We start from the raw sequence: 12,802 nt of genomic DNA, 5'->3' as shown, positions 1-12,802 counted from the left end.
AAAGTCACCTTGTTTGCCGTGTTGGTGTTTTGTCCGTTCCCGCCAATGCTTCGACGATTTCCTGCATGCCGCCTTCCATCAATTCTTCATGATCGAGCGAACCGAATATCGTCAACAGCGTCGCCAGGGTACCGGTCCAGCCGGTTTGATGACTGGCCCCGAGCCCCGAACCGTCGTCGCCATGAAAATATTCATAGAACAACAGATGATCGCGAAAATGTGGATCGCTCTGAAACTTTTCGGCGCCGCCGAAAACCGGCCGTTTGCCGTTTTGATCGGGCAGAAATATATCCATCAGCCGGCATGAAATTTCCTTGGCGATTTGAAACAGATTGAGCCGGTTACCTGAACCGGTCGGGCATTCCATCTTAAAATCGTCGCCATAATAGGCATGCATTACCAATAAGGCTTGAATGATCAAGAGATTAGCCGGCAACCACACCGGCCCGCGCCAGTTCGAATTGCCGCCGAACATATAAGTATCGGACTCGCCCGGTATGTAAGCGACGGTATGGGTTTGCCCCTCCCAATGAAACTGATAGGGATGATCTTGATGATATTTGGACAACGAGCGGATGCCGTAAGGGCTTAGAAACTCTTGTTCGTCGAGCAAACGGGTCAATACGCGCCTTAATTTCTCTTCATCCAAGATCGCCAGCAAGCGTCGATTCTCTCTGCCGGGCGTTATCGGACAAAAAATCGCCTCGGCCAGATGTTCCTTACGCTTAATCAAGTTTTCATAGCATTCTGCGAAGTCGGGCAATTGCACCAAGGTATCGGCTTCGATTACCGTGACTGCGCATAACGGCAACAAGCCGACCAACGAACGTACTTTTAAACGTGTCGAGCTGCCGTCCGGGAAACGTAGCACATCATAGAAAAAGCCGTCCTCCTCGTCCCACATATCCCGGTGTTCGCAGCCGATATCATGCATCGCCGCGGCGATTTCCAAAAAGTGATCGAGATAGGCAATGACCTTTTGCTGATAGCCGGGATCGTGCTTGCTCAACTCCAAGCCGATCTGAATCATGTTCTGCGCATAGAGCGCCATCCAGGCGGTGCCGTCCGACTGTTCGAGATGCCCGCCGGTCGGCAGATGTTCACTGCGGTCGAATACGCCGATATTGTCCAAACCCAAGAAGCCGCCTTGATAAACGTCGCCGTCAGGGCCCTTGCGCGTTTCCCACCAATGAAAATTGCGCTCCAAATCGACAAAGGCACTTTTTAAAAAGTCGATATCGCCCTCGCCACGACGCTCGCGATCGATATGATAGACCATGCGCACGGCCCAGGCATGGACCGGCGGATTGACGTCGCTGAAATTCCATTCGTAAGCCGGAATCTGGCCGTTCGGATGCAGATACCGTTCGTCAAGAAACAGACTGAGCTGTCCCTTTGCGAAATCGGAATCGACCAGTACCAAGGCCAAGGTATGAAAAGCCGAATCCCAAACCGCATACCACGGATATTCCCATTTGTCCGGCATCGAAATGATGTCGTGATTGCGCATGTGTCCCCAGTCGCCATTGCGGGTAGCCTTACCGTGATGCTCTTCGAGCCAGCGGCCGACATCGAATTCGTAATATTGCTTGGTCCAAATCATGCCCGCCAGAGCCTGCCGCAACACCAGCCCTTGCCGGCCCGGTAGCTCCCCGGTCAACTCCTGATAAAATTCATCCGCTTGTTTGATTCTTTGTTCGAAGATGGCGTCGAAGTTCTCGAAAGCCGTTTTCGCTTCACCATCCGCCTTACGCAGGCGTAGTCTGACGATTTTCGTCTCGCCCGGTTGAACGGTCAACGCATAATCGGCCGCCGCTTTCGTGCCGAATCCTTCCGGGTTCACGGCATCCTGCTTGCCTAACACGATAGAGTCGTTAATGCCGTCCTTGACATAAGCGCTATGATTTTCGCCACCGAACAATAAGCGGTTATTGCTTTCATTGTCGACGAACAACCATTCCGGTGCGCCTTCGGCCAGTAATTGGTATTCGCCCAATTCCGCATGACTTACCAACACCTCGCTCGTGCCGTTTCCGCTTTCGGCACGAGACAATTGCGGCTTGGCCGTCTGATTCGACCCTGCCCAGGTATTGCGAAACCACAGCGTCGGCAGTACTCGAAGCGATGCTTCGGCCGGCCCGCGATTCACGATGCCGATGCGGATCAGAATATCCTCGGGTTCCGCCTTCGCATATTCGACGAAGACATCGAAATAACGATCCTCTTCGAAAATACCGGTATCGATCAATTCATATTCGGGGTCATGTTTGGAGCGGCCGGCGTTGGTCTCGACCAGGTCTTCATAGGGAAATGCAGCCTGCGGATATTTATAGAGATATTTCAGATAGCCGTGGTTCGGCGCCGCATCGAGATAGTAATAATATTCCTTGACGTCTTCGCCGTGATTGCCTTGCGGCCCGGTTAAACCGAATAGACGCTCTTTCAAAACCGGATCTCGACCGTTCCAAAGCGCCAACGCAAAGCAAAGCCGCTGGCTATCGTCGCTGATACCGCCCAAGCCGTCCTCGCCCCACCGATAGGTGCGCGATGTCGATTGCGAATGGGGAAAATAATTCCAGGCGTCGCCATTGTCGCTGTAATCTTCACGCACCGTTCCCCATTGCCGCTCGCTAAGATAGGGCCCCCATTTCGACCAATCCTTACCAGCGGATTTTCCGAGCGTATATTTTTTTGCCATGGTCGTCTCTTCGAATTTTTATGGGTCAGGAACGCTTTATTGCGTTGAATCTAAGTTACAAAAATCATTTCTTTACTCAAAACGAGAGTTAGACCCGCTCACTATTTCCCCAGCGCATAAGGCTTTGTGTCGCTATCGCGACGCTTATGTTTAGTCGGTTCGCGGACCGACAACCGCGATACTGCTACGAAACCCATCCATGGGTTTCGCCCTGCGGGCCAGCTAAAGCTGTTCAAAATCGCTCCAGGCGATTTTGTCTTTGCTTGTCCAAAGAAAAGTATCCAAAAGACCAATCCGCCGGGAGCGGATTGGGACGCCAAAGGCGCACGAAGTGCGAGCGCCCGGATGGCGCGAGTCAGCAGACACCCGGAGGGATACCATAAGTTAAACCAAATTGACTAAGCGTTCTAAGCAACAGGATAACATATTGATATGTTGATTATTTTAATGCGTTTACCCTGTTTACACTGCGCTTTTGCAGATTTATAATTCTGAAGGTGTATTAGGATCCAAAAGATTTTCACCTTTGTCTTCTATATTTTCCTTTGAAATCTGATTTTCGACAGTGCGATCGATTGTCATATCATGCACTTCTTCAGCTTGATTATCGATGTTTTGCAGATTTATTTTTAAAGCTTTCTTAACCGACTGTTGGTTTTTTTCGGGGGACGGCTCTTGGTCATGAGTCATTCTAAGATCATAAATCGGATTCGGCATCGTGATTAATGATTCGTCAAAAACCTGCTTCACGGATTTAATCGCCTCGCTACGCACTTTTAAAAAATCATGTTGTGTTTGGTTTACCCAACCGAAAATACGCATCACAACATTGGAATCACCTAACTCATGAATAATGGCTAAAGGTTTTGGCTCCTTTAAAATACCGGGTATCGTTTTGAGCATGGCCAAAGCTACAGCCTGAGCTCTTGACAAATCATCGGTGGTACCGACACCGATATCGAATTGGAACCGTCTCTCAGGGTTTCGAGTAAAGTTGGTTATCGTGGCTTTGTATACCGTCGAGTTTGGGATACGGATATGATTGCCATCCGGTGAAATTAATATAGTAGCTCGTGATGTCAGACGAGCGACATTGCCTTGTTGGCCTTCAATATCAATAAAATCATTGATCTCAAAGGGATTTCGAATACTCAACAAGGTGCTTGCAATAAAATTTTCGACTGTATCTCGTATCGCAAAGCCGACGGCCAAGCCGAAAATACCGGCAGCACCGAGTATTGTGCTCAATAGTGCGACTGAATCCAATAGGTTTAGCGCCAGGACAATGCCTATCAGTATAAAAACAAAGTGGGTGATCTTACCCAATAATTCGGCAATGAAATTGTTAACGCTAATACGACGAAAAAGTGATCTACGTTGAGAAAGCCAACCGCCCAATGTCCAGAATATCAAAAAAATTAGCAACGCCATTAGAATCAAGGGAAGCCCAGCGATCAACTGCTTACCGAACGTCAATATTTTATTGATCGTCTCTGGAAAACGCTTTGTGATACTTTGATCAAAAATTAACCGGCTCTCAACTTCGACAACGCTTTCGATTTGTTGGGCAAATTGAATAGCTCTTGTTTCCGCTGCTTTTGAAACAATTTCTCCTTCTAAGGTCACAACACCATTACTAACGGATACTTTTATGTTTTTTAAATTATCCAGTTCCGAGAAAATCTCCTGCAAACGTTTTTCTATTTTTTTATCGTTTTGTTTTAAGTGCGTTACCGTGATGACTTTATCCGGTGCAGGAGCACTTCCATTAGTCTCATTACCGGTCAATAATTTCGATAAATCCTGGGCTTGAGCGATATGAACTTCGGATAGAAAGCAGAGTAGCCAAACGATAGTTAGGAGCAACTGTTTCATTACTGTTTTCATCTTATTTACTTTTCGCCTCTATCTCTGTCTTGTGTTTCATTGTTTTAGTTCGTTAGCGATGTAAGTTGGCCCTAAATTCCCCCCATTATTGCTTCAACGATCGATCGTGTAATTATTCACACCCCCTATCGTTCCCACGCTCCGGCGTGGGAATGAAGACCGAGACGCTCTAGCGTCTCGTACCGCTGGAGCGGTACTCAGGCATTCCCACGCAGAGCGTGGGAACGATAATTTCCGGGGGACTGAAAGTTACTCGATCGTTGTTGTTTTTTAATTCCAAACAAGCTCATGGAGACTTTAAATGACTCTCTTCATGTTGAGTCAGACTTTCACGACTACTTATTAAGCCCAAAATTGCCGGGAATTTAGAGTTCAATCTCGGCAATCAATGGTAAATGATCGGAAGCGACCGCACTTAGTTCCGATCGATGAACTTTAAGCGAAATCATGCGTTCCGCCGGGTCTACCCAAATTCTATCCAGACTCAGCAGAGGACGATGAGCCGGAAATGTCGCTAATGCCGGCATTTTGTTGAAGCGGCGCTTCAACCAGCGCATCGAACGCCCCCATAGCAGCCATTCATTAAAGTCACCTAGCACGATATTGACATCGGCGGTACTGCTTGCCAAAGCCGACAACACACCTCGAACTTGCCGTCGCCGTTCTCCCGGAGACAAACCAAGATGAGTCGCCAGTATCGTCAGGTTCGTGTTGTCGAACGTCAACTTTGCATCGATCAAGCCGCGCGGTTCTCTGCCGGGTACGCTGATATCGATATGTTCCACGGCGCGAACAGGAATGCGAGACAGCAAGACGTTACCGAAGTGTCCCTGCTTCGCCAAATAAGTGAATCCGCTGATCGCATTTGCCACGGCGGCTTGTTCGAGCTCGGCCAGAACACTTTCGGGATGAGCGATCAATGTCTCCACTTCCTGCAACGCAATCAAGTCGGCATCGATTTCTTTCAACACTTGAGCGATACGGGTCGTATTTCTGGCGCCGTCACGTCCGATACAACTGTGAATATTGTAAGTCGCGACCCTAAGTTTCATACGCTCCCGCTGCTCACGCCTTTGCCGTATTTTTTTCGCAGATGCCCCAGAAAAAAGAACAAGGCAACACCGAATAAAGCGATGACGATCATTAATCCGACGAAATAACTCGATCCTGAATCTCGCATCGCCACGGAAATGCCGTAAGCCATAATGACCAAAACGGATAAGGCAGGCAGCAAACCGATCATCGTTCCAAGCGCAAAATCGTAAAGGCGAATTTTGGAAACTCCGGCGGTCAAATTGACGATTGAAAACGAAGCCACAGGGAAAATACGAAAGAATATGACCGATTTCAGCCCGGATTCGGAGAATTTCCGAGTCAGACTGTTCAATACATCGCCGCTCAATCGGCTCACTTTATCGCGCCCCAGCCTTCGTCCAATCAAGAACAAGCTCACTGCGCTTAATTCGGCGCCGATCAGTGCATACAAGAAGCCTTGCCAGGGCCCGAATAACAGCACTGTGGCTATCAGTAGCACTGTAACCGGAAAAAAACACAAGCCGCCCGCGATATAAAGAAATGGAATCAAAAGAAATGTGTAATGCTGTTGTTGCACCCACAAAGCGGCCGCTTCGACCGTATCGAAAACCGAGTATTCACCCAAGTCGGCCCAGCGCCACAATGCCCCGACCACCAGAAAAATAGCGATCAACAAGACGTTGTTCAACATATGTTTGAAAACGGGGAGTTGTTGTTTCGGGCCGATAAGATATTGGAACAATTCCTCCGGCTCTAACGGTTGCTCAGGATCCAATAATTCGGACTCGGGAACCCATTGATCGACTTCATCGGGAATTGCACCGTCTAACGTCACGAGCCTACGCTCACCCTTGTTCAACGATTCGATCGCACCGGCCAATGTTCCTGTTTCATGATACGCTTTCGCTACCTGCTCGATTTCCGTGCCCAGATGCTCGGCCAGCAAACCATTACGAAATGCCGATATCGCTTTGGACTCCGGAGAGCCCTCCTCCGCCGCGATCGCCAAATCGCATTCCGAATCGAAACCGAGCGAGCGATTACTCAGGTTCGACGAACCGACGCGAACGAAACAATCGTCGATCACCATCACTTTCGCATGCACCATCAAATCCACCTCCGGATCGACGGAAATTCTCGGATAATACACTTGCAGGCGCCGATGGCGGTCGACCTCGCGTAATTTCAACAAGATCCGACCGCGCAACACGTCCATCGTATGCTGTTCGAGCCAACCGCCGGTTTTTTTCGGCTGCACGATGATCACTTCGGGCCCGTCCGTTTCTTGTAAACGCGCCGTCAATGCCTCGCCGATTCGAAAGGAACTCAAATACTGGTTTTCGATATAGATGAATTTGCGCGCCGCGGCAATCGTATCCAGATAGAGCCGTTCGACCTCGCGCACTTCGGCGTAATCGCGATGTCTAGGCCAGGTGCGCGCAATCGCGACCTCAACATCGTTGAAGTCGGCCGTAACGCTTTCCGGCCAGGGATCGCCGATCTCGATCCGCTCGTCGATCAACGGAGCTTCTCCGTAAGCTCTTTGCCAGCGTTCGCTGGCCAATTCGCCGAGTGCTTGCGCCGCCGGACCGTCGACTAGCATCTGCATGTCGTGAAACGGCGGATAGGCTTCGCCGTCAGGGTCGACCCGGCGTTTATCGTCCGGTAAATGATTAGAGGTATCCCAACGCCATTTGCTCAAGTCCAAACCGCCCGCAAAGGCGACGGCGTCGTCGATAACGACCATTTTCATATGCTGGGACGCGCCGACCGGGTGTTCCCCGTCCAGGCAAAATCGAACTTGCTTATGAGTACTCCATAGCAATTTGTAACGAGGAAAAAACTCGCGCTCCATCGCATAGATCATCGCAAAATCCCAACTCAACACATAAATTTGCAGCCCCGGATTCCGTTTAGCCAAAAAATCGAGCAATTTTCCCAACTCTTCGGGGCATTCGGCGGTTTCACCGTTTCGAATCAAGCGCAATTCGCTATGCAAATCCCAACCGACGATCATGATTGACCGTCGTGCTTTCTGCAATGCTTCGTGCAAGGCTCGGAAGTAATTTTCGCCGTCTATGACAAAAGCGGCCCGATGCGCTTTTTCAATTCGCCAGCAGTTTTCGCTTTGAAAAATTGTTTTCACGCGCTTTGGCCTTCTTGCTTTCGGTTTAAATATTCTATCGCTATTTCAATTCCATGGATGTTAAACCAACTGGCAAGCAATCGCCAATACGACAAGCGTTCGATGAAAATCAGATAGCCGAGATAATACGAAAATAAGGAAGAATATCTTGAAATGAGCCGGACTGGATTTAAATTTTCAAATTCAGTCCGGCCGGCATGCTTGTAATTGAGACTTTTTATGGATTTGAAATTTTTATTTGAATTTTGAAGCAGCCGATTTAAATGATTGACTCATCGAATCCCACGCGCTATCCAAACCACCTTTGAGCTCTTGCCAGGCACTCTCACTAGCTGCTTTGATCTCATCGAGTTTTGCAGAAGCTTCATCGCGCTTCTTTTTTAAATCGCTAATTTCTTCCTTGTATTGAACCTCGGCATCGGCTTCGGCCTGCTTTGCCTTAGCCTGGAGCTTGTCAATCTCGGCATTCCATTCGTCGAGTTTAGCTTTCATTTTTTCTACATACGCATCTTTTTCGCTCATGACCGACTCCTTAATTATTAATTAAAATATCGAACAAAATAGTTTTCGGGTCACGGCTCCGGGTAAAAAATTTACCGAAACCTTTTTGCAATATACGCAACTCTTCAATTTGACGCAATTTTATAGATCTTAGGCTACTATAACGCCTAAAAAGCTATTTGCCACGACATAAAACTGGTCTAATCATCATGAATCGCCCGCGCAATGAAAATCATGAAACGTCTGAAACCTTTACATTATGGGAATTCGTATCAATCAGCGATTTTGAACGCCCTATCGTTTTGAGCACGGATGCGGCCCGACAAAAATGGCGTTTGTTCAAGCGCCTTTTTACCCGTGCCGACGAATCCTCGACACCGATAAAACCGGAAGATGCCTTACAAACTTTGTCCGAGGCGCGCTTGGATCAGCTCGCGCCTCCGATCGACCGGCATGCGGCCGTCGATGCGCTCGATCGGGCATTGGAAGACTGGTTGCAAACTCGACCGAACGGCTCCCCGGTTAAATTCATCATAGGTCAAGCATTTTCGGCTAATGAGGAAGCTCTCGCCCGTTGGACCGCTCGGCATAACGCTCGTCTAATAACCAAACCCACTGTAGAACAAATACTCGAAAACGATTCGACTTGGCCCAATGTTCCGACAGACTCCCAAAGTCTTTGGGTCTTGCCGAATTTGGACAAATGTTTTTTACGTCATGCGGAAGGATTATCATTGATTCGGCGATTTTTAGCCTTGGCTTTAAACGGCGATTTAGGACCCGGAATTATCGGTTGCGCCGACTGGTCTTGGACCTACCTGCGGCGGGTCTGCTCCTTATCGAACGGCAATGCATTGACGCTACAAGCATTCGACGGCAAGCGACTCTCCGCTCTATTCTCGCAACTGGCAAGCTCCGCCCAACCGACCGGTTTGCAATTCCTAAACGCCAATACAGGCAAAACTGTTTTATCCGATTCTCGGGAAGAAAATCTAGAGGTCAGCAAAGACTTGAACAAATTAGCCATGCGCTGCCGCGGCAATGCCGAAATCGCCAGACTTTTTTGGCGCGATAGCTTGAGAAATGAGCCTGAGGAAGCAACGCTTGAAGATTCGACGCCAACTACCACAGTTTGGGTCGGTCCTTTCACTGAAGGTGCCGTTATACCCGGCTCTCATGATGAAAACATCGCATTGATCCTGCACGCCCTACTGATACACAACGGATTGCCGGCTAAGGTCTTAACCCGAGTCTTACCTTTTTCCGACTATCAAATCATGGACTTATTATTCAATTTGAAGTCCTTGGGCGTCGTTCATTTGCAGTATGACAACTGGCACGTCGCGCCAATGGGCTATCTCAGTAGCCGGCATTATTTAAGCGCGCAAAACTTTCTGTTGGACGATTTTTAGGAGAAGACAATGGACAACAATAACATCGCCAACATTTTCATCAAGCCTGATTTAGGAACCTTACAACACGTAGTACTCGTCATTTTGGGCACCGTTTTCGTGATTCAGGCGATGCAAAAGCTTTTTCCTTGGATCGCCGATTATCTTCACGGTGCTTCACGGCTTTTCATTTTAGCGATGATTCCGTTGCTGCGGCTGATTTTGATTCTGGCGGCATTTATATTGATCGTACCCCGCATCATAGAACCGTCCATGCAAAACATGTTGGCGTTGTTGGGCTCTATCGGCATCGTTCTGGGTTTCGCCTTGAAGGATTACGCCAGCGGTCTAATTGCCGGTATCGTTGCGGTCGGCGAGAGACCCTACCGTAACGGAGATTGGATCGAAATCAACGGCATCTATGGCGAAGTCAAACATATCGGCATGCGCGCCGTACAAATCGTCACGCCGGACGATACCGCCGCTTACATCCCGCATACCAAAATTTGGAACGAGCCAATTCTTAACGCCAACAACGGGACACCTGCGTTGCAATGCGTAGCCAATTTTTATTTGCACCCGGATCATGATGCCTCTCGGGTAAAACAATTACTGCACGATGTCGCATTGACCAGCCCTTATTTGAATTTCGATGAACCCATTGCCGTGGTAGTTCAAGATCAGCCCTGGGGCACGCATTACCGAATCCGGGCCTATCCTATCGAACCCTACCAGCAGTTTCGTTTCGTTAGCGACCTAACTATTAGAGCCAAGGCCGGTTTAACAAACCTTGGTATTATTTTTGCGTTGGTGCCTGCGTTTCCGAAGAATAAAGAAATCCATTAGCTTGAAGGATTTGCTAGGAAGCTTCAACGTGCCGCGCAACGGAAAACGAATTGACTGTCTTTTATTTTCTCCATGTTAGAATCATCCGGACACACATAATAACAATTGGGAGGCATCATGACGCCGACGGAAAAAACCTTATTGATTCATCAGCAGCCCGAAAACTCGGTTCGGCTCCGCAGCGCCTTGGAAGCCGCGATTCATTACGGCGGAGAACTGGAACCGGTAATGCTCGACGAGTTTATGAATGATCCTTCAGCCTTCTTGGGAGGCCGAAAACATGTCGTGAGTCTCTTGACCAACAGCGAATTATCCCGATTATTACGCGAAGCACATCGGTATCAATTCAGTGTCGGCTTACTGCCGGCCAAGGATAAGTCGATTATCTGCCGATTGTTCAACATTGCCGAACAAGTCGAAGATGCGGTGCCGCGCGCGCTCGACCCCGATAAGGCATACCCTGTGGATTTGCTGCTGTGTAACGATGAAGCAGTCATCTGGACGGTTTTGATCGGTGAAGCGCCTTTCATCACGATGCGCCAGCATGCCTACGAAAAAAATCCGCTACGGGAACAGGTAAACGAATTTCTTGCCAGTATTCCCAATCTAACCAAACTCAAACCTTTCGAGCTGTCAGTCTCAACTGAAAAAGGTCAGCGTATCGAAACCGCTGTCACCGGTGTTTTGATCATAGAAAACGATATCGAAACGCTTGCCGCGAACCTGATTAACGAATCCATTTCGTCACAAGACGGCAAATTATCAGCAATTTTTTTGGCGCCTTCATCGGTCATGGAGTTTCTCAATTTCTTGATAATCGCGATTTATTGCAAGCTTCGCACGGTCAGTCACTTACCGAAAGCGGTCGGGTATATCAAAAGCGCCACGTTAGAATTATCGAGTCCTAATACTCTTTCGTATGCGATTGACAGCCGGCAACGCAAGGCCGAACGTATCTCGTTAAAAACCATTCCTCAAGGTATTGCGATCAATGTCGGCGAACGCTACAAAGCCGCGCATAAAGTCATTCATGACGACGCGAAGGACACGGCCAAAATTAAACCGCTCAGACATAGCGCGAAGCATATGAACCGTTTAAAAAAGAGAATGCCTTTCTTCTCGACTGCGGTCGAGTCCGATTTCAAGGATTTGTTTTTGATGCTGCGCGACAACGCCAAGCTATCCGGGCCTTATATCAGCTTGATGGTCTTGAGCAGCATGCTGGCGACCTTCGGCCTGTATCTTAATAGTAGCCCGATCGTCGTCGGCGCGATGGTGTTGGCACCGCTTATGGGTCCGATCGTGTCGCTATCGATGGGCATTTTACGCAACGACAGCAAATTACTCAGAAGCGGCATGACGGTGTTCGGCATCGGCATCGCCTTGGGTCTGTTCGTGTCGGTCATTACCGCGCTACTGATTCCTTACGAACAATTAACCGCCGAAATCCGCTCCCGCTCGCAACCGAGCCTTCTGGATTTAGGCGTTGCGATCATCTCGGGCAGCGCTGCCGCCTATACGCATGCCAAGGCGACCCTGCTCAGAACGCTGCCGGGCGTCGCTATCGCGGTCGCCTTAGTGCCGCCGCTGTGTTCGATGGGCATCGGCATTGCCTGGTGGGACTGGAATATCGTCAGTGGCACCGGCTTGTTATTTTTGACTAACTTTGCCGGCATTGCGCTAGCCGCCGCGGTTACCTTTCTATTTTTAGGTTATTCGACGATGTTTCGAGTCAATCGAGGCCTCGGTTTATCTCTGTTGCTGCTTTTCTTAGTCAGCGTTCCGCTCTATCATTCTTTCGCCAACACCGCGATACACAGCCGCATTACCAACGCGATCAATGCGAAAACCTATAAGGTGAACGACAAGACGATAGAAGTCGACGATGTCGAGGTTGTGTCGATTGGCGAAAAAGTGCGCTTATCGGTAAAGCTGCACAGTTCCGACCCGCTGTTATCGGAAGATGTCGCCGCGCTTCGCGATTACATCAGCAAGCAAATCGAACGTCCCGTGTTATTGGATGCGTCATTTAGTATTTTGCAGTAGTTAGAAAACCAAGCAGCTCATTTGCCTTGTTCTCAATTCCGGGAACAAGGTATATACCCTCGTAGATCAAAGTTCGGCACTGGAGTGACCGTCAAAGGCCCAGCACCTAAATTATCTAAGACAATTAACCACCTGATTAGCAAGTTTCTTCAACTAAAACCCAAAGATCAGCATATCCTTAGCAGGACGGGGTTCGCAAGCCATGCGCGTCAAGCTAAAAACGGCCAACCCACATCACGCTCTTTCCCAAGC

8 protein-coding genes are annotated in these 12,802 nt (G+C 48.9%); 3 read left to right on the top strand and 5 right to left on the bottom strand.

The features are described from left to right. Positions 1-4: 4 nt before the first annotated feature. The 5 genes from ACRJJO_RS05800 to ACRJJO_RS05780 form a co-directional block, all read right to left on the bottom strand. Positions 5-2,698, bottom strand: a complete 2,694-nt coding sequence (locus ACRJJO_RS05800) for an MGH1-like glycoside hydrolase domain-containing protein (protein WP_431064947.1) — start codon at positions 2,696-2,698, stop codon at positions 5-7. Between the two features lie 483 nt (positions 2,699-3,181). Continuing rightward, positions 3,182-4,585, bottom strand: coding sequence for a mechanosensitive ion channel domain-containing protein (locus ACRJJO_RS05795; RefSeq protein ID WP_431064946.1), 1,404 nt, complete (start codon positions 4,583-4,585; stop codon positions 3,182-3,184). Positions 4,586-4,950: 365 nt separating this feature from the next. Continuing rightward, positions 4,951-5,637, bottom strand: a complete 687-nt coding sequence (locus tag ACRJJO_RS05790) for an endonuclease/exonuclease/phosphatase family protein (RefSeq protein ID WP_431064945.1) — start codon at positions 5,635-5,637, stop codon at positions 4,951-4,953. Next, positions 5,634-7,766, bottom strand: coding sequence for a VTT domain-containing protein (locus ACRJJO_RS05785; RefSeq protein ID WP_431064944.1), 2,133 nt, complete (start codon positions 7,764-7,766; stop codon positions 5,634-5,636). The genes ACRJJO_RS05790 and ACRJJO_RS05785 overlap by 4 nt, the downstream gene beginning before the upstream one ends. A gap of 234 nt (positions 7,767-8,000) precedes the next feature. After that, positions 8,001-8,288, bottom strand: a complete 288-nt coding sequence (locus ACRJJO_RS05780) for a hypothetical protein (protein WP_404355508.1) — start codon at positions 8,286-8,288, stop codon at positions 8,001-8,003. A 188-nt stretch (positions 8,289-8,476) separates the two neighbouring features. On the opposite strand from ACRJJO_RS05780, the gene ACRJJO_RS05775 reads away from it, so the two are divergent. From ACRJJO_RS05775 to ACRJJO_RS05765, 3 genes are all read left to right on the top strand, one after another. Further along, positions 8,477-9,679, top strand: coding sequence for a hypothetical protein (locus tag ACRJJO_RS05775; protein WP_431064943.1), 1,203 nt, complete (start codon positions 8,477-8,479; stop codon positions 9,677-9,679). 9 nt (positions 9,680-9,688) lie between these two features. Further along, entirely contained in the window at positions 9,689-10,504 is an 816-nt protein-coding gene (locus ACRJJO_RS05770; RefSeq protein WP_431064942.1) for a mechanosensitive ion channel family protein, read from the top strand. Positions 10,505-10,621: 117 nt separating this feature from the next. Beyond that, the gene (locus ACRJJO_RS05765) at positions 10,622-12,550 is read left to right on the top strand and encodes a DUF389 domain-containing protein (RefSeq protein WP_431064941.1); all 1,929 of its coding nucleotides are present in this window, start codon (positions 10,622-10,624) and stop codon (positions 12,548-12,550) included. The last annotated feature ends 252 nt before the right edge of the window (positions 12,551-12,802 follow it).

Source organism: Methylotuvimicrobium sp. (assembly GCF_050611805.1).
Lineage (GTDB): Bacteria > Pseudomonadota > Gammaproteobacteria > Methylococcales > Methylomonadaceae > Methylotuvimicrobium.
The sequence above is the reverse complement of the archived record's forward strand: the minus strand, read 5'-3'. Positions and strand labels throughout refer to the sequence as shown.

Bases quoted from the DNA above. Each gene is read 5' to 3' on its own strand.
- ACRJJO_RS05775 (WP_431064943.1), top strand. From the start codon at position 8,477: ATGAATCGCCCGCGCAATGAAAATCATGAAACGTCTGAAACCTTTACA.
- ACRJJO_RS05800 (WP_431064947.1), bottom strand. From the start codon at position 2,698: ATGGCAAAAAAATATACGCTCGGAAAATCCGCTGGTAAGGATTGGTCG.
- ACRJJO_RS05765 (WP_431064941.1), top strand. From the start codon at position 10,622: ATGACGCCGACGGAAAAAACCTTATTGATTCATCAGCAGCCCGAAAAC.
- ACRJJO_RS05780 (WP_404355508.1), bottom strand. From the start codon at position 8,288: ATGAGCGAAAAAGATGCGTATGTAGAAAAAATGAAAGCTAAACTCGAC.
- ACRJJO_RS05795 (WP_431064946.1), bottom strand. From the start codon at position 4,585: ATGAAAACAGTAATGAAACAGTTGCTCCTAACTATCGTTTGGCTACTC.
- ACRJJO_RS05790 (WP_431064945.1), bottom strand. From the start codon at position 5,637: ATGAAACTTAGGGTCGCGACTTACAATATTCACAGTTGTATCGGACGT.
- ACRJJO_RS05770 (WP_431064942.1), top strand. From the start codon at position 9,689: ATGGACAACAATAACATCGCCAACATTTTCATCAAGCCTGATTTAGGA.